This is a genomic window from Streptomyces sp. SAJ15, from assembly GCF_007595705.1.
Classification (GTDB): domain Bacteria; phylum Actinomycetota; class Actinomycetes; order Streptomycetales; family Streptomycetaceae; genus Streptomyces.
The window spans coordinates 43,251-59,619 of the sequence record NZ_NISY01000012.1 but is presented as its reverse complement, the minus strand read 5'-3'; the positions used below and the strand labels follow the sequence as shown (position 1 = coordinate 59,619).

General features: G+C 73.2%; 15 protein-coding genes, 1 pseudogene and 2 riboswitches. Of the genes and pseudogenes, 6 read left to right on the top strand and 10 right to left on the bottom strand.

The window, feature by feature from the left end; all coding sequences use genetic code 11:
• The first annotated feature begins 57 nt into the window (after window positions 1-57).
• Window positions 58-510 (top strand): DUF4442 domain-containing protein, encoded by a 453-nt coding sequence (locus CD790_RS25430; RefSeq protein ID WP_144385671.1) that lies wholly within the window; start codon window positions 58-60, stop codon window positions 508-510.
• A gap of 110 nt (window positions 511-620) precedes the next feature.
• Here CD790_RS25430 and CD790_RS25425 read toward each other — a convergent pair whose 3' ends face one another.
• The gene (locus CD790_RS25425; protein WP_144385670.1) at window positions 621-1,457 is read right to left on the bottom strand and encodes a LysR family substrate-binding domain-containing protein; all 837 of its coding nucleotides are present in this window, start codon (window positions 1,455-1,457) and stop codon (window positions 621-623) included.
• A gap of 57 nt (window positions 1,458-1,514) precedes the next feature.
• Between CD790_RS25425 and CD790_RS25420 the strand changes: the two genes are divergently transcribed.
• Both CD790_RS25420 and CD790_RS25415 read left to right on the top strand, forming a co-directional pair.
• Window positions 1,515-1,910, top strand: a complete 396-nt coding sequence (locus CD790_RS25420; RefSeq protein ID WP_144385669.1) for a DUF5997 family protein — start codon at window positions 1,515-1,517, stop codon at window positions 1,908-1,910.
• A 431-nt stretch (window positions 1,911-2,341) separates the two neighbouring features.
• Window positions 2,342-3,019 carry a DedA family protein gene (locus tag CD790_RS25415; protein ID WP_144385668.1) on the top strand — a complete coding sequence of 226 codons (678 nt, stop codon included), beginning with the start codon at window positions 2,342-2,344 and terminating at the stop codon, window positions 3,017-3,019.
• Window positions 3,020-3,427: 408 nt separating this feature from the next.
• Here CD790_RS25415 and CD790_RS25410 read toward each other — a convergent pair whose 3' ends face one another.
• On the bottom strand, window positions 3,428-3,985 hold the full coding sequence (locus CD790_RS25410; protein ID WP_186319225.1) for a gamma carbonic anhydrase family protein: 558 nt from the start codon (window positions 3,983-3,985) through the stop codon (window positions 3,428-3,430).
• Between the two features lie 115 nt (window positions 3,986-4,100).
• Window positions 4,101-4,321, top strand: a riboswitch (cobalamin riboswitch).
• A gap of 136 nt (window positions 4,322-4,457) precedes the next feature.
• Here CD790_RS25410 and CD790_RS25405 point away from each other — a divergent pair.
• The 3 genes and pseudogenes from CD790_RS25405 to CD790_RS25395 all read left to right on the top strand — a co-directional run.
• A pseudogene (locus CD790_RS25405) lies at window positions 4,458-5,689 on the top strand (5-methyltetrahydropteroyltriglutamate--homocysteine S-methyltransferase); the annotation flags it as partial.
• Between the two features lie 323 nt (window positions 5,690-6,012).
• Window positions 6,013-6,219 (top strand): hypothetical protein, encoded by a 207-nt coding sequence (locus CD790_RS25400; protein ID WP_144385667.1) that lies wholly within the window; start codon window positions 6,013-6,015, stop codon window positions 6,217-6,219.
• A 34-nt stretch (window positions 6,220-6,253) separates the two neighbouring features.
• On the top strand, window positions 6,254-7,918 hold the full coding sequence (locus CD790_RS25395; protein ID WP_260867873.1) for a DUF6895 family protein: 1,665 nt from the start codon (window positions 6,254-6,256) through the stop codon (window positions 7,916-7,918).
• A gap of 131 nt (window positions 7,919-8,049) precedes the next feature.
• Here the strand turns inward: CD790_RS25395 and CD790_RS25390 are convergent, their stop codons facing one another.
• The 8 genes from CD790_RS25390 to CD790_RS25355 form a co-directional block, all read right to left on the bottom strand.
• Entirely contained in the window at window positions 8,050-8,925 is an 876-nt protein-coding gene (locus tag CD790_RS25390; RefSeq protein WP_144385666.1) for an energy-coupling factor ABC transporter ATP-binding protein, read from the bottom strand.
• Window positions 8,922-9,671, bottom strand: coding sequence for a cobalt ECF transporter T component CbiQ (gene cbiQ, locus CD790_RS25385; RefSeq protein ID WP_144385665.1), 750 nt, complete (start codon window positions 9,669-9,671; stop codon window positions 8,922-8,924). Before cbiQ ends, CD790_RS25390 begins: the two co-directional genes overlap by 4 nt.
• Before the next feature lie 9 nt (window positions 9,672-9,680).
• Window positions 9,681-10,190 (bottom strand): energy-coupling factor ABC transporter substrate-binding protein, encoded by a 510-nt coding sequence (locus tag CD790_RS25380; RefSeq protein ID WP_144385664.1) that lies wholly within the window; start codon window positions 10,188-10,190, stop codon window positions 9,681-9,683.
• Window positions 10,190-10,930 (bottom strand): energy-coupling factor ABC transporter permease, encoded by a 741-nt coding sequence (locus CD790_RS25375; RefSeq protein WP_144385663.1) that lies wholly within the window; start codon window positions 10,928-10,930, stop codon window positions 10,190-10,192. Before CD790_RS25375 ends, CD790_RS25380 begins: the two co-directional genes overlap by 1 nt.
• Before the next feature lie 28 nt (window positions 10,931-10,958).
• Window positions 10,959-11,154, bottom strand: a riboswitch (cobalamin riboswitch).
• Window positions 11,151-13,808, bottom strand: coding sequence for a condensation domain-containing protein (locus CD790_RS36990; protein WP_144385662.1), 2,658 nt, complete (start codon window positions 13,806-13,808; stop codon window positions 11,151-11,153). (Overlaps the previous riboswitch by 4 nt.)
• Window positions 13,805-14,035, bottom strand: a complete 231-nt coding sequence (locus tag CD790_RS25365; protein WP_144385661.1) for a phosphopantetheine-binding protein — start codon at window positions 14,033-14,035, stop codon at window positions 13,805-13,807. The genes CD790_RS36990 and CD790_RS25365 overlap by 4 nt, the downstream gene beginning before the upstream one ends.
• Window positions 14,036-14,039: 4 nt before the next feature.
• Window positions 14,040-14,672: an isochorismatase family protein gene (locus tag CD790_RS25360; protein ID WP_144385660.1), complete on the bottom strand. Its 633-nt coding sequence runs from the start codon at window positions 14,670-14,672 to the stop codon at window positions 14,040-14,042.
• A gap of 47 nt (window positions 14,673-14,719) precedes the next feature.
• Complete coding sequence (locus CD790_RS25355; protein WP_144385659.1) at window positions 14,720-16,369, bottom strand: (2,3-dihydroxybenzoyl)adenylate synthase; 1,650 nt, start codon at window positions 16,367-16,369, stop codon at window positions 14,720-14,722.

Here is a 16,369-nt window from a genome sequence, read left to right as displayed (position 1 = left end):
GAGCCGGCGTGGGAGCCGACTCTTCCGCACGGTGCTACCCGCTGGTAACTTTCCTGCATGACTACGACTCAGCCGCAGATCGGCGAGCTGCTCGCCGCCACGGTGCCCATGGTGCGCACCCTGAACCTGGAGTTCCTGGAGACCTCGTCCGAGCGCGCCGTGCTGCGCCTGCCGGACCAGCCGGACTTCCACAACCACGTGGCCGGGCCGCACGCCGGCGCCATGTTCACCCTGGCCGAGTCCGCGAGCGGCGCGATCGTGCTCGCCGCCTTCAGCGACCAGCTCTCGCGCGCCGTGCCGCTGGCCGTGCGCGCCGAGATCGGCTACAAGAAGCTCGCCAAGGGGCCGGTCACCGCCACCGCCGAGCTGGGGCGCCCGGCCGCCGAGGTCGTCGCCGAGCTCGACGCGGGCGAGCGCCCGGAGTTCCCGGTCAACATCGCCATCACCCGCGAGGACGGTGCCGTGACCGGCGAGATGTCCATTATCTGGACGCTGCGCCCGAACGCCTGATTCCCGACGTTTCGCCCTTCTGGCCTTCCGGACGCTCGGCGTTCCCAGCGTTCCGCGTTCTCGGCGTTCCGCCTCTGAGCGGCGCCGATCGGCCGCCCCCGCCGCCCGGACTACGACCGGCGGCGGGGCTTGCCGCGCCGGGCGGCCTGGGCACGTCCCGAGCCGCTGCCCTTGCCCGAGCCGCCGCCCTTGCCGGCGGCGCCGGAGCCACTCCGCGCCGGCCTGCCCGCCGTCCGAGCGCCCGTCGCCCGACCGGACGCGGTCTTGCCCGCCGCGCCCTTCCCCCGCGAGCCGCCGGCCTCGGGGCGCTTCTCCTTCGGCTGCGCCGGGGCGGGACGGCGGCCTCGCGAACTGTTGACGGTGCGCCCGCGGACGATGCCGATGAACTCCTCGACCAAGTCGGTCGTCTCGTCCTCGATCCACGACAGGGCGACGCGCGATTGGGGGGCGTCCGTGACCGGGCGGTAGGTGAGGTCCCTGCGGTGGTGCAGGCGGGCCAGCGACTGCGGCACGAGGAGCAGCCCCACCCCCGCCGCCACCAGCTCGATGGCGTCCGCCGTCGTGGCGGGACGCTCGATCGCGGGCCGTCCCGGCGGGTGCTCCCAGTCGAGGGTGTCGTCCAGGGGGTGGAACACGACGTCGTCGGCGAGATCCGCGATGGACACCTCGTCGACCGCCGCCACCAGGTGGTCCTTGGGGATCACGACCACCGTGGTCTCGGTGTAGAGGGGGATCGCGTGCAGGCCGGTGCGGTCCATGGGAAGCCGCACGAGGCCCGCGTCGGCTTCGCCGCGGCGGAGCATGCCGGGCGCCTCGGCGGCGGGCGCCGAGACGAGTTGCAGCGGGACGTCGGGCAGTCGCTCGTTCCAGATCCGCACCCACTTGGCGGGGGTCGCGCCCGGGACGTATGCGAGCCGGAACGAAGGGGATGCTTCCGAGCCTGTCACCAGGCCAGGCTACCGGGCGTGGTCGGGGGGCGCGCACATGCTCGATATCCTTGAACCATGACGTCGCACCAGAACGCCCAGACCATGAAGCCCGCGACCGCGGCCAAGAAGCTGGGTGTGTACCTCGAGGCCACCCCCGCCGAGTTCCGTGAGGGTGTCGTCTCGCGCGACGAGCTGAACAGGCTCCAGGCCGACCCGCCGGAGTGGCTGCGCGAGCTGCGGCGCAACGGCCCGCACCCCCGACCCGTGGTCGCCGCGAAGCTCGGCGTCTCCATCTCGGGCCTCGCCCGGGGCGGGATCACCGAGGCCCTCACCACGGACCAGATCGAGGCGCTGAAGAGCGAGAGCCCCGAGTGGCTGCAGAAGGAGCGCGCCACCCAGGCGGAGGTGCGCAAGGAAGCCGCCCGCATCAAGGCCAAGCACGCCGAGGCCGACGAGAAGGCCCAGGGCTAGGCGAGAAGGCCCCGGGCTGGGGAGGCACCGAGGGTGGGGGAGGGCGTGGCGAGCGCCGGCCTGCTGGCGGGGCGACGCCGGCCACCCCTGGCGTGGCGAGCGCCGGCCTGCTGGCGGGGCGACGCCAGCGCCCCCGACGCGGTGAGCGCCGCCCCTGGCGCGGTGACGCCGCCCCCCGGCGGGGCGGCCCCCGCGCCCTCGTCTCCCGATCTCCGGCGAACCCCTCTCCGCTCTCTTCGACCTCCTGATCCGCGCCACCGTCGGGCCCTCTGACCGGGCCCGTATCGCCCCTTCGCGCCCGCGGGCACGCGTGTGACCTGCGGCTGCGTGGCGTGGCTCGGCCGTCCACCCCGATCGAGTAGGCTTCCCCGGCGTGTCCCCAGGCGGGGGTGCGCACGGGGCAGGAAACATCAAACGGGGAGGAACCGGCGTTGCATATCGAGGCATGGCTCGAGTCCGTGCCCGCGGTCAGCGTGTATGTGATCGTGGGCCTGGTCATCGGACTGGAGAGCCTGGGCATCCCGCTGCCCGGCGAGATCATCCTTGTGACGGCGACGCTGCTCGCGTCCTCGCAGGACCACATCAACCCGTACATCCTCGCCGCCTGCGCGATCACCGGAGCGATCGTCGGCGACTCCATCGGCTACCTCATCGGCCGCAAGGGCGGCCAGCCGCTGCTGAACTGGCTCGGGCGCAAGTTCCCCAAGCACTTCAGCGCCGCGCACGTGGCGACCGCCGAGCGGTCGTTCCAGAAGTGGGGCATGTGGGCCGTCTTCTTCGGCCGCTTCGTCGCCCTGCTGCGGATCTTCGCGGGCCCGCTGGCCGGCGTGCTGCGCATGCCGTACTGGAAGTTCGCCATCGCCAACGTCCTGGGCGGCATCGTCTGGGCGGGCGGCACCGTCGCCGTCATCTACTCCGTCGGCAAGGTGGCCGAGGACTGGTTGAAGAAGTTCTCCTGGCTGGGCTTGGTGGCCGCCGTCCTCTTCGGCCTCGGCTCGATGGTGATCATGAAGCGCCGGGCGAAGAAGACCGCGGCCGAGGCGGCGGAGGCGGCGGCCGCACCGGCCGCCGCGGACGTCGAGCCGGCGCCCGTGCCGGCCCGCGACTGACCACCGTCTGCCTGTATCCGGCCGGCCGCGACCCCTTGTCCCGGCCGCCCGCAAGGCCGACATCGGTCCGCGACCCCGTCCCCTGTCCGGCCGGCCGCGGGCCGATCCCGGTCCGATCCCCGGGCCGGGGCGGCTCCCGACTTTCAGACTCCCGAGCGCCGTGGCTACGGCTCGTAGCCACGGCGTTCGCGCGTTCCGCGACACCGGCGATCCGGCGCGCTGCGCGGTCCCGAAGGCGCCCGGACGGGATCTTCGGCACTCAGTGGCCCGGCGCCCCTCGCGCGGGTGGCGCCGGCCGGGGCCGGCGTCCGGGAGCGCCGGCCGAGGGCCGGTCCCGTGCGCCGGCGAGAGGCATCGGTCAGGCAAGCCGGCCGGGTTTCGGCCAGGGACGTCGGCCCACGGGTTCGGTCACGCCGAGCGCCGGCGCAGCCGCTCCCGGTGGGTGGTGGCGAGTCCCAGGTACATCTGGGCGTTGATCTTGATGTGCTCCCGTTCCTCGGTGGTCAGCTCGCGCTTGACCCGGGCGGGCACCCCGGCCACCAGGGAACCCGGTGGCACCACCATGCCCTGGGGGACCAGCGCCTGCGCGGCGATCAGCGAGCCGGCGCCGATCCTGGCCCCGTTGAGGACGGTCGCTCCCATGCCGACCAGCACGTCGTCCTCGACGGTGCAACCGTGCAACACCGCGTTGTGTCCGACGGTCACCCGCTCGCCCACGGTGACCGGGAAGCCCGGATCGACATGAACGGTGCAGTTGTCCTGGATGTTGCTGTCGGCACCCAGCACGATGGGGCCGCAGTCGGCCCGGAGCACCGCGTGGTACCAGACGCTGCTGCCCGCGGCCAGGGTGACGTCGCCGATCACCACCGACGTCGGGGCCGTGTAGGCCCCCGGGTCCACCCGCGGCTCCGCCTCGCCGAGAGCCGCGATGAGCGCCCCGTCGGTCGCCGTCGTCTCGTCCGCCACTGCCGTCTCCTCGCCCTCGTCCACCTCGGCTGACCGCACCGTATGCGACCGGCGCCACGTCCGGGATGTGACCTCCGTATCCGGAACGCCTTTCCGTCCGCCGCCCGGCTGTGATTACGTTGCCCGTGCAACTGGTTCGCCCCGTCCGCAGGCGGGATGCGTCGCAAGAGGGAACCCGGTGGGAATCCGGGACTGCCCCGCAGCGGTGAGCGGGAACGACCGCCGTCATACGCACTGGGCCCGGCCGGGCCTGGGAAGCGACGGCCACTAGGAGCCTCGTCACGACACGAGGCGCGTCCGCGAGTCCGAAGACCTGCCACTGCCCGCGCGCCGCACGGCCGCGCGGAATCTCGGCGACCATCGAGGGACGGGTCGACGGCACGGCGGGCGCATCCGGCACGGGCGCGTATCCCGCCGTCCCTTCGCGCGCACCTCCGGTCCCGGGGGACCGTGACTCGCGAAAGAGAGTTCCGTGACCCACGCCACCGTGTACGGCTATCCCCGGCAGGGCCCGCGCCGGGAGCTGAAGAAGGCCGTCGAGGGCTACTGGGCAGGCAGGATCGCCGCCGAAGCCCTGCACGACACCGCCGCCGCGCTGCGCCGCGCGAACTGGGCGCAGCTCGCCGAGGCCGGCGTCGACGAGGTGCCCACCGGCGGACTTCTCACTCTACGACCACGTCTTGGACACCGCGGTGATGGTCGGCGCCATCCCCGTGCGGCACCGCGCCGCGCACGCCGCCGACCCGCTGGCCGGCTACTTCGCCATGGCCCGCGGCACCCAGCAGGCGCCGCCGCTGGAGATGACCAAGTGGTTCGACACCAACTACCACTACCTGGTGCCGGAGCTGGGTCCGTACACCGTCTTCCGCGCCGACTCCACCAAGCCCGTGGGCGAGTTGACCGAGGCCGTGGTGCTCGGGCACACCGCCCGCCCGGTGCTGGTCGGCCCCGTCACCTTCCTGCTGCTGGCCAAGCCGGCGCCCGGCGCGCCCGCCGGCGCCCGGCGCGCCCGCCGGCTTCCGGCCGCTCACCCTGCTGGACCGGCTGCTGCCGGTCTACGCCGAGGTCCTCGCCGACCTGCGCGCCGCGGGCGCCGGCTGGGTACAGCTGGACGAACCGGCCCTGGTCCAGGACCAGCCGCCGGCCGTGCTCGACGCCGTCCGCCGCGCCTACCGCGCCCTGGGCGCCCTGACCGACCGGCCCAAGCTGCTGGTCGCCGGCTACTTCGACCGGCTCGGCGAGGCGCTGCCGGTGCTTGCCCAGGCCCCGGTCGAGGGCCTCGGCATCGACTTCACCGGGCCCGCGGCGGCCAACCTGGACGCCCTTGCTGCGGTCGGCGGGCTGTTCGGCAAGCGGCTGGTCGCCGGAGTGGTGGACGGGCGCAACGTCTGGATCGACGACCTGGAGCGCTCGCTGGCGACCCTCGTCACCCTGCTCGGCCTCGCCGGCGAGGTGGACATGGCGCCCTCTGCTCACTGCTGCACGTCCCCCTCGACGCCACCGCCGAGCGCGAGCTCGACCCGCAGTTCGCCCGCTGGCTGGCCTTCGCCCGGCAGAAGGCCGAGGAGGTCGCCGTCCTCGCCCGCGGACTGCGCCAGGGCGCCGACGCCATCGCCCCGCGGCTGCGCGCCAACCGGGCCGCCCTGGCGGCCCGCGCGGGCTCCGTGCTCACCCGCGACCCGCAGGTGCGCGCCCGCTGCGCGGTGGCCGGTCACGGAGGTGGCCACCGCCGAGCTGGCGTTCGTGGCCGTCGACGCGGACGGCCGACCGCGCCCCGTACCGCCGCTGCTAGCGACAAGCTGACGTACCGTCATCGTCCGGGCCGTAAAGGGCTTTTCGGCCCGCACGGTAAGGGCAGCTCCTCCTCGTGGCCCGTGCGATACGCGCGTATGTCGCCGTTGCAGGCCGGCATGACGAGAACGGTAAAAAAATGCGACTGTATGAGTTGCTGCTTTTGCATTCCACTGTCCTGGTGGCTGGATAGATAATCGACTGAGAAACACTCGACTCCGAGCAGGAGGTTTCTCATGTCCTGTCCACCCCCCGTCGATGCGCGTAAGGCGCTGGATTTCCTGAGAACCAGTGGTCTGGTCGATCTCAGAATCCCTCTGGAGCAGATCGTCAACCAGGTCAGCCAACTCGACGACGTCGCAGGTTACGTGCTGGCCTGGGAGCGGTACGTCCTGGTCGTCGCCAACGAGGTAGCGGACCCTTGCGGGCCTGCGGACAGCTGACTCACTCATCAAGGTGACTGCCGGGAGGGCGACGGTGAAAACAGAGGACCCCGGCGTCTGGTCATCTCGAAGGCGCGCGGTGGAGAATCGGGCAGTCGCCTGGCTTGCTGCGCGCCGGGTCATGCTGGACCCGCGCAACGCCCGACCGGACACGGTGCTTTTCGCCCGCAAAGCGTTGATCGAAACAGCGTTCCTTGTAGGGCTTCGATCCCGCCTGGACGACGCCCCGCTTGCTGGCGATTATGCGAGCATTCTCGAGCAGGTGGAGGACGTTGCCGGGCAACCCTCATACCGGGAACTCATCGCACGGGACGAAGTCGCCCTCCTGCTGTATGCGGGGACGTATGCCGCGCTGCGTCTCTGCGGCCGTGACGACCCTGAATTCCGGCGTATCATCCAGCAAGCTGCCGCCGGCGGGTACGCGGCCGCGTTCGAGCGGGTTCCCTACCGGCAACTGGACCTGCTCCACACACTGCACCTGTGCGGGATCGAGCATCGTCTGCCTGCCATGGACGACGTCCTGCCCTTCACGGTCCTCTGCAGTCATCCCAACGTACTCAAGCTGGCCGACCGCGACATCTACGCCGTCACCCACACCATCTTCTACGTCACGGACTTCGGCCAGCGCGAGCCTGCATGGCCCCGCGGATACCGCCTCGGCGAGGCTGTCGAACTCCTCGAAGCACTTCTCGTCCTCGCCGAGGCCCGCGCCAATGCCGACCTGGTCGGGGAGCTGCTGTGCTGTCTGCTCTGCCTGGGTGTCACCGACTCTGACGCAGCGGACCAGGCATGGAGATTCCTGGAATCCGTCCAGGAAGACAACGGCCGCGTGAACGGACCCAAGGGCATCATTCACCCCAGACTCCAGAGTGAAGACGACGACTTCCGGCACTGGGCGGAGGGATACCACACCACCATCGTCGCCGCCCTGGCCGGCCTGCTGGAACGGAGCCCCCGAAGAGTCGTGAGACCGCGCCCGGACATGCCGGCAACGGACGTCGCACTGGTGGAACCGCTTCGACGCGCCGTCCTGTGGCTGCGCGACAGGAGCATGGCGCAAAGCCCACGGGCCGGACTGCCCGGAATCACGGCCGCCGCGATCGGGGCTGCGGCAATCCAGGAACACCAACTCGTCCGGCCGGCACTCGAATTCTACGCAGCGAGCCTCGCTGACGCGGACCCGGACGTCTGGCAGGAACAAGGCATGGAAATCGCCGGAGAGTTCGCCATGGCTCTCCGTGCAGCTGAGGTCGGCTGTCCTTCCCTGGAGAAGTTTCTCAAAGCGACAGCCGCTGTGGTCAACTCACTCGACAGCGTCCCCGCCGACGTCATGGACAACGTGCGACGGCTCATCAGCCTCGGCCTCATCCGTCCTTCATCAGGCATGGCCATCCCCGAGCAGTCCCCGGCACGCGAACGCCGCGCCTATCCTCTTCATGCCGCCACCACTCTCTGCGAAGCCAGAGAGACCTACCACCTCGGCCAGTTCGCAGCCACCGTCCGCGCCCTTGTCCGGGACGGATGGCGGCAGCACCGCATCACTCGAGACGCCATCTCGTTCCTCATTGGACAACAAGACGCCGACGGAGCCTTCGGCTATCCCGCGTGCGATGACCAGGCAAAGCGTGAGTGGGCCAAGTTCTCCTGGACCCGGAGCGTGGTGACGGCCCTGGCCCCCGCGACCAGGAACCGTGCGTAGCGACATCGATGACGGCAGCGCCCCGCGCGGGTCCCGTCGCCTCCGCGGTGCTGGCCGCCGGGGACGGACCCTGGCTGCCGCCCCGGTGGGCGGCTGCCGGTTCCGCACCAAGGCTGGCGACAAGGTCCCCTTCACCTGGACGGAGCCGTAGGCCGCCGGGTGACCCAGTCGCCCAGCTCCTCCGGTGTGCGGGGGCCGGCCTCCGCCGCGTCGAGCAGGCCATGGGCGCGCAGCACCGCGGCCACCGCGGTGCCCCATGGCCTGCACAGCCGGGCCGCCTCCAGCAGTTCCCGATCGGCGAGGACCTCCCCGGTCGGGCCGGTGCGCAGCCCGGCCGGGGTCAGCACGGCCACGTCGTCCGCCCAGCGCAGCGCGAGGTCCACGTCGTGGGTGGCCATCAGCACGGTGGTGCCGGAGCGCTGGAGCCCGCCGAGGACCTCCAACAGCCGTTCCTGACCGTGCGGGTCGAGCCCCGCGGTGGGCTCGTCCAGGATCAGCAGCCGGGGCCGCATCGCCACCGCGCCCGCGATCGCGGCCCGCTTGCGCTGGCCGTAGGAGAGCAGATGCGTGGGCCGGTCCCGCAGCGCGGCGATGTCCAGCGCCTCCAGGGCCTCCTCGACCCGCTCGGCGACCTCGGCCTCCGACAGCCCCAGGTTCATCGGGCCGAAGGACACGTCCTGGCTCACCGAGGCGGCGAACAGCTGGTCGTCCGGGTCCTGCACCACCAGCTGCACGGTGGTGCGCAGCCGGGTCAGCCCCTTGCGGTCGTACGTCACCGGGGTGCCGTCCAGCAGCAGTTGCCCGGAGCGGCACTGGAGTCCGCCGCTGAGCAGCCGCATCAGCGTGGTCTTGCCGCTGCCGTTGCGGCCCAGCAGGGCCATGGTGCGGCCTTCGGGGACGGTGAAGTCGACGTCCTCCAGCACCGCCGGGCCGTCCTCGTAGGCGTATCCCGCGCGGACGAGCTCCACGACGGGCTTCGGGGTCACGGGAGCGGTCGTGCCGGTCATGCGACGAACCTTTCGAGTACGAGCGTGAGCGCGACCAGGCCGGCCAGCAGCGCGGCGGTCGCGGCGAGGAACCGGCCGGAGACCCGCGCGGTGGGCAGCAGGACGCGCAGGGTGCCGTCGTAGCCGCGGCCCGCGAGGCCCGCCTGCATCCGACCGGCCCGGTCGAAGGCGCGGACGAAGACCGTCGCCCCCAGGCCGGCCAGCGACCGCCAGGTGGCGGCGCGGGTGGTGTGGCCCAGCCGCGCGGCCTGCGCCTCGCGTACCTGCTGCATGGAGTCCAGCAGCAGGAAGGTGATGCGGTACATCACCAGGGCGACGTCGACCACGGGCGCGGGCACCCCCGCCCGCACCAGCCGCGGCAGGACGTCCGAGACGGGTGTGGTGAAGGCGAAGAGCAGGACGCCCAGGGAGGCGGCGGAGGTGCGCAGCAGCAGCTCGGCGGCGTGCCGCGGCCCGTCCGGGGCGAGCGAGACCCAGCCGTCCCCGCCGCCCACCGCGAACAGCAGCGGGAGTGCGCCGGTGACGCAGAAGCCCAGCGGCACCCGGAACGCCCGCCACAGCCGGCGCGGTTCCACACCGGCCGGGCCCAGCAGCAGGGCGAGGGTGGCCGCGGCCACCAGCGGGCCGCCGGGCCACGGCGGCAGGCCCACCGCGCAGAAGGTCAGGCCCATGCCCAGGACGGCCTTGTCCACGGGATGGCGGCGGCGCCAGCGACTGCTGTGCGCCGCCGCGTCGATCGGCAGCATCGGGCGCCGCTAGGGGCGCGCGGTTTCGCGCTGCTCGCCGGCCGCGGGCGTGGCGCTCCCGGGCGCGGGCTCGGCGCTCCCGGCCCCGGGCTCGGCGCTCCCGGGAACGGTGGCCTCAGCCTCGCCGGCGCCCGTGGCCGCGGCCGCTCCGGGCGACGCGGCCCCGGCGGTGGCGGTGACCGTCTCCGCGCGGGCCTCGGCGAGGGAGGCCTCGGCCGCGCGGGCCTCGCCCTGCCGGCGTCCCTTGCGCAGTCCGAAGTAGAAGGCCACGACGCCGGCGCCGATGGCGGCCTGGAGCGCGAACAGCGCCGACTCGATCTCGGCGGACGGCGGCTCGTACAGCGGGGAGAACCACGGCTCGTAGTCCGGCTTGTTCTCGGTGATCGCGGTCTCCGCCTGGGCGTCGGCCCCGGTGAACGGCTCCTCCTTGTCGTCCCCCATGCCGAGGGCGACCGGGAGGACGGCCAGGGCGGCGACGACGAGCAGCAGCAGCGCATTGATCCTGGCGTTACGGCTCATCAGGCCATGGCCTCCTTCGTCTCGCCCTTGTCACCCTTGTCGCCCTTGCCGGCCGCTCCGTCCCGGCCCGCGGCGCCGCTCCGGAGCAGCACGCCGAGCCGGGTGAGCTCGCCCTTGCTGGACTGCACCAGCAGCCGCATCACGAGGACGGTGAGCAGCCCCTCGCTGACCGCGAGCGGGATCTGGGTGACCGCGAAGATGCCGCCGAACTTGGCCAGCGCGCCGGGGACTCCGCTGCTCGGGTCGGGGAAGGCGAGGGCCAGCTGGACGGTGGTGACGCAGTACGTGATCAGGTCGGCCATGAAGGCCCCGAAGAACACGCAGACCATCAGCGGCAGTTCGAAACGTCGGAGCAGCCAGTACACGCCGTATCCGGCCCAGGGGCCGACGACGGCCATGGAGAAGACGTTGGCGCCGAGCGTGGTCAGCCCGCCGTGGGCCAGCAGCAACGCCTGGAAGAGCAGGGTGATGGTGCCCAGCACGGCCATCACCGGTGGTCGGAACAGGATCGCGCCGAGCCCGGTACCGGTGGGGTGGGAGCAGCTCCCCGTCACCGAGGGGATCTTGAGCGCGGAGAGAACGAAGGTGAAGGCGCCGGACGCGCCGAGCAGCAGGGTGGATTCGGGGTGGGCCTTGACCTCGCGGGTCAGGGAGCGCACGCCGTGGATGACGAACGGGGCGGACGCGGCGGCCCAGGCGGCCGCGTGCCCTGGTGGCAGATAACCCTCGGCTATGTGCATGTGTCGGGAGACCTCTCCAGCACCTCGTGGATGGACAACGCGCCCTGGCCGGTCTCCTGGCTGACGGGTGAGGCGTCCGGACTCCGCCTTCCCAGGCGCCGAGGTCTCCCTCGGCGTCCCAGTGGCTTCCCCGGGGGGATGGAGCCGGACTTTCCCGATCACAGTGGCGAGGGCCGCACCGGTTCTCCACCGGTTTCCCGTGCACCAAGGCCCTGTGACCTTAGTGCTCCCCGGAGTCGCCGACAAGGCGCTCAGCAGTGCGAACGCGCTGGACAGCGCCGTCGCCGGTCCAGCGCGCGCGTTCGCCGGTGCGGTGCATCCGACCGCCGGGCGGGCCGTAGGGATCGGCCACGAAGCGCAGGGCGGTGAGCGCGGGGCGGTGCGCGTAACCCGAGGCGAGCCGGTCTCCCGCGATGTACACATCCCCCACCACGCCCGGCGGGCACGGCTGGAGGGCGGCGTCGAGGACGTACAGCCGGGTGTTCCAGGGCGGCCCCCAGGGGCCGTCCAGCGGGGCGCGTCCGTCGGCCTCCGGAAGCGTCGCGCCGGGGGCGCCGAGGACGAGGCAGGCCCCCGCCCGCAGGGCCTTCAGCGTGAGAAGGATCTCTTCGAGTCGCCCGGAGGTTTGCGGTCCGGTGGGGCCGCCCGCGCCCCAGGTGCGGGCGACGAGGCCGCGCCGGTCGTCCGGCGCCTGCCCGCCGGTGGTGTCGCGCCCTCGGTCGGAGCAGGCGGCGCCCCAACCAGCTTCCCTGCCAGGGGAGTTCGGCTCGTCCGCGGGGTGCTGGGGGCGTGCCGCCGGTGCCGCCAGGGCCACCCGTTCTCCCGCGCGCAGCGGCCGCTCCCGCTGCCACTGCCGTATGCGCTGGTCGAGCGCGCCATGCGGAATGATCAAATCCGATCCGTCGCCCGGAGCCCCGGGCGGCTCGCGCAGCAGCAGCGCCGGATGGTGCGGGGTGAGCGGGCGCGGCGGCACGATCGCCGGGTACGCGGAGAGCTCGACGGTCCGGGGATCGGTCGACGGCAGCCCGAGCGCGCGCACCTCCTCGCGCCGGGCGTCGTCCGTCAGCACATGCGCGCAGCCCCGCACGGGGAACGGCGTGACCGCGGCGCCCGCTTTGAGGACGGCGAGCAGCGAAACCACCCACACGGGTGAGAGCGGCAGGGCGACGGCGACGGTGGCGCCGGCGCGTACCCCCTGGCCCCGCAGATGCCGGGCGAGTCGGTTGGCGCGGGCGTGGAGCTCGCGGTAGGTGAGCGTCGTGGCGCCGTCGACCAGCGCGACGGCCTCCGGCACACGGACGGCCAGGCTCTCCGTGGGGCCGACCGCGGTCGTCGGCGGCACCGGGTGCGCCGTGTCGTTGAACTCCAGCAGGATCCGCGGCCGCTCACGGGGCGTCAGCATCGGAAGCGCCGCCAGCGGCGCGTGCGGATCGCAGGCGGCCACCGCCTCCAGCAGCGCGGCGAACCGCGCCAGCCGGGCCTCCAGCGCCTCCTCCCCGTGCAGCTCCGCGTTGCCGTCCAGCTCGATCCGCAGCGGCTCGCCGTCGACGTGGTCGTAGACCCCCAGGGCCAGGTCCGCGACCGGGCCGCGGGCCAGATTGCGCACCCGCGCGGAGGCGCCCGCGAAGGACGGGCCGGCTCCGGACGGCAGCACCCGCACCACCGTGCCGACCAGCGGGGCGCCGTCCGGCCACCGCACCGCGCGCCGGATGTCCTCGGGGTGGCACAGCTGGTGGCGGCGCGCCTCCGAGCCGCGCCGGACGACCTCTCGGGCCAGCCGCGCCAGCGTGGTGGCGGGGGTCACGGACAGCCGCAGCGGCAGCACGCGCGCGGTGCGTCCGGGGAAGTGGCGGGTGTCTTCCATGCGAGCCGGGAGCGACAGCCCCAGGACGACCTCCTCGACGCCGTCCGTCCGCGCGGCGTAGAGGGCCTCCGCGGCGATCACCAGATCGGGCCAGCCGACGCCCAGCGACCGCGCGGTCTGCCGCAGCCGATCCGCGGCCGCCGCTGCCAGGGAGGCGGTGCGGCGGAGCGTCACGGGGCGCCCGGGCCCGCCGCGCGGCCGTCGCGCAACGCCGCGCGGGCGTCGGGACACGCCCTCCAAGGCCCGCCGCCAGTACGCCAGATCGGTGGTGTACTCCGGCGAGGCCCGGTAGGCGATGTCCGCCGCGACCAGCTCCCGCAGCGGGGTGAACGGGCTGGGACCCGGATGCCGGCCCCGTAGCAGCGCGGTGTAGACGGCGGCGGTGCGGGCCGCCAGGAGTGAGCGCCCGATGCCGTCGGTGACCGCGTGATGGGCGCGCTGGCACCAGTGCCAGCGCCGGTCCGCGGTGCGCAGCAGCGCGTGCCCGAACAGCGGCCCGCGCGTCACGTCGAACGGTTCCGTGAGCCAGGCCGTCTGCCACTCCTCGGCGGTCGCCTCCGGATCGGGCTCCGCGCGGAGGTCGACAGTACGCCAGCCGTCCCGGTCGCCGGACGGCCGGGACGCTCCGGACGGCGGGCCGCCCCGGCTTCCGGCCGGGGGCCGGGGGCGGCCTCCCGGACCGTCGCCGGGCGGAGGAGAGCCGTCGGCCCGGGCGGCGCGCCGCCAGTCCGCCATCGGCGCCTGGCGCAGGCCGTCCGCGCCGGGCGCGATCCGCACCCGCAGCGCGTCCGCCTCGGACACGGCCTGCCGTAGCGCCGCGGCGAACAGCGGCGGATCCAGCGGGCCGTCGATCACCGTGACGTCGGCGAGGGCGCGCGCCGGGCTGCCGGGCGGCGGCCCGGGCCGCCGCCACAGCGCGGACTGCGCGAGGGTCAGCGGCAGCGCGGGAGCGGCGGCCGGGGAGCCGGTGCCGCCCCCGGCCCGCCCGGCGGCCAGCCCGGGGACCGAGGTCATCCAGCGGCCCCCAGCAGCCGACCCCACTCCTCCAGCGCCGGCCGCTCCGCCAGGTCGGCGAGGTCGACCGTGACGCCGTGGTCGCGGCGCCAGCGCTCCACGAGGGTCATCAACCGCACCGAGTCCAGGCCGTAGTCGACGAGGTTCTCGTCGTCGGGGATGTCGGCGGGCTCCTCGCCCAGCACGTCGGCGACGTCGGCGCGCAGTTGTTCCAGGGTGAGCGTCATGGGGTCAGTCCTCCTTGAAGACCGTGTCGGTGGTCGTGACGACGGCGCACCTGCCGGCCGCCCACTCCAGCGCCATGCGGTGGTCGCGCGCCGAGAAGTCCGCCACGGCGTCGGCGACCACGAACGCCTGGATGTCCCGCATCCAGGCGTCGCAGGCGGTCATCAGCACGCCGATGTGGGCGTAGACGCCGGTGATGACGAGCTGGTCGCGGCCCCGCTCGTGGAGCTGCTCCAGCAGATCGGTGCGGACGAAGGCGCTGTACTTCCACTTGGTCAGCACGGTGTCGTCCGGACCCGGCGCCACCTGCTCCGCGATCGCCGCGGCCGTCGGGTCCGCGGGCAGCCCCGGCCCCCAGAAGTCCTGCTGGAGCCCCCGCTCGACCGGAGTCTGGCCGCCCGGCTGCGCCGTGTAGACGACCGGCACACCCAGCCGCTCCGCCTCCTTCTTCAAGCGGCTGACGTGGTCGAGGAGTTCGGGGACGGGCGAGGCGTCGGCGGTGAACGCCGAGAGGAAGTAGTTCTGCAGATCGTGGATCAGCAGCACCGCGCGGGACGCGTCGACGGTCCAGGAGACGCGGTTCTCCGGCAGCTCGGCCGGCGACGGCATGGGATAGGGGGCGATGGCGGGCAGAGCCATGGTGGGGGATTCCGTTCGAACAGCGGGTGGGTTGACGGTGACGGGACTCACCGGGAATCGGGCGTCCGCGCGGCGGCGCGCAGATCCTTCTTGGACACCTTCCCCACCCCGGTCTGCGGGAAGGCGTCGACGAACTCCACGCGGTCGGGCACCTTGTAGGCGGCCAGACCCCGTCGGCGGACGAACTTCTTGATCTCGACCGGCTTCACCGGCTCCGCGTCGGCCCGCAGGATCACATAGGCGCAGGTGCGTTCGCCCAGATACGGGTCGGGCACGGCCACGACGTTGGCGTCGTGCACCGCCGGGTGGGCCAGGATGTGGTTCTCCACCTCCTCGGCGGCGATCTTCTCGCCGCCGCGGTTGATCTGGTCCTTGGCCCGCCCCTCGACCACCAGGTGTCCGGTCTCGGTGCGCCGCACGATGTCGCCGGTGCGGTAGAAGCCGTCCTCGGTGAAAGCCCGCGCGTTGTGCTCGGGGGCCATCCAGTAGCCGCGGATGGTGTACGGGCCGCGGGTGAGCAGGTGTCCGGGCGTGCCGTCCGGCACCTCGACGTCCTCGTCGTCGACGATCCTGATCTCGTCGTCGGGGGAGATCGGTCGTCCCTGGGTGGTGACGATGGTCTCCACCGGGTCGTCCAGCCGGGTGTAGTTGACCAGCCCCTCGGCCATCCCGAAGACCTGCTGGAGGGTGCAGCCGAGCGCGGGACGCACCCGCCGCGCCGCCTCCTCGCTGAACTTCGCCCCGCCCACCAGCAGCACCTGGAGGCTGCTCAGGTCGTACGAGGTCTGCCGGCCGGCCTCCGTCCACAGCAGCGCCAGCGGCGGCACCAGCCCGGTGAGGGTGACCCGCTCGCGCTCGATGAGCGGGAAGGCCGTCTCCGGGTCGGGTCGCGGGCACAGCACCACCCGGGCGCCCGCGTACAGGGCCCCCAGCGTGCCCGGGGAGCTGAGCGGGAAGTTGTGCGCGGCCGGGAGCACACACAGGAAGACGCTGTGCTCGTCGACGCCGCAGATCTCGTTGGAGCCGCGCAGCGAGTAGATGTAGTCGTCGTGGGTGCGCGGGATGAGCTTGGGTACGCCGGTGCTGCCGCCGGACAGCTGGAGGAAGGCCAGGTCGCCGGGGGCCGGACCGGTCGTCGGCACCGGGTCGGTGGCCACGTCGGCCAGCGGTTCGAACGGGCCCGGGTCGCCGTCGCCCGCGACGAAGACATGCCGCAGGGTGGGCACCCGGTCCCGCACCGTCGCGGCCAGCCCCCGGTAGTCGAACGAGTCGTACCGGCCGCCCGGGCGGTCGCCGTCCTCGGCCCAGACGACGTACGCGGCCGCCTCGGTGAACGAGCAGAAGTAGCCGATCTCCGTCTCGCGGTGCGCGGGGAGCGCGAAGACCGGCAGTGCGCCGATCCGGAACAGGGCGAAGACGACCTCGAAGAACTCGGCCACGTTCGGCAGCTGCACCACGACCTTGTCGCCGGGGGCGATGCCGCGGGCCGCGAACCCGGCCGCGAGGCGGTCCGCGCGGAGGTCCAACTCACCGTAGGTCCAGCGGAGCTCGCGCGGGGGGTCGACGATCGCGATCCGGTCCGGATGGGCCTCCGCGCGGTCGCGCAGCAGCTGTCCGAACGTCTCACCGCGCCACCAGCCGGCCGCGCGGTAGCGCTCGGCGAACTCGGCCGGCCAGGTCGGGGTCTGGTAGCTCAT

Coding starts and splice junctions, on each gene's coding strand:
- CD790_RS25430 (WP_144385671.1), top strand. CDS start 58: ATGACTACGACTCAGCCGCAGATCGGCGAGCTGCTCGCCGCCACGGTG.
- CD790_RS25420 (WP_144385669.1), top strand. CDS start 1,515: ATGACGTCGCACCAGAACGCCCAGACCATGAAGCCCGCGACCGCGGCC.
- CD790_RS25400 (WP_144385667.1), top strand. CDS start 6,013: ATGTCCTGTCCACCCCCCGTCGATGCGCGTAAGGCGCTGGATTTCCTG.
- CD790_RS25390 (WP_144385666.1), bottom strand. CDS start 8,925: ATGACCGGCACGACCGCTCCCGTGACCCCGAAGCCCGTCGTGGAGCTC.
- cbiQ (WP_144385665.1), bottom strand. CDS start 9,671: ATGCTGCCGATCGACGCGGCGGCGCACAGCAGTCGCTGGCGCCGCCGC.
- CD790_RS25380 (WP_144385664.1), bottom strand. CDS start 10,190: ATGAGCCGTAACGCCAGGATCAATGCGCTGCTGCTGCTCGTCGTCGCC.
- CD790_RS25375 (WP_144385663.1), bottom strand. CDS start 10,930: ATGCACATAGCCGAGGGTTATCTGCCACCAGGGCACGCGGCCGCCTGG.
- CD790_RS36990 (WP_144385662.1), bottom strand. CDS start 13,808: ATGACCTCGGTCCCCGGGCTGGCCGCCGGGCGGGCCGGGGGCGGCACC.
- CD790_RS25365 (WP_144385661.1), bottom strand. CDS start 14,035: ATGACGCTCACCCTGGAACAACTGCGCGCCGACGTCGCCGACGTGCTG.
- CD790_RS25360 (WP_144385660.1), bottom strand. CDS start 14,672: ATGGCTCTGCCCGCCATCGCCCCCTATCCCATGCCGTCGCCGGCCGAG.
- CD790_RS25355 (WP_144385659.1), bottom strand. CDS start 16,369: ATGAGCTACCAGACCCCGACCTGGCCGGCCGAGTTCGCCGAGCGCTAC.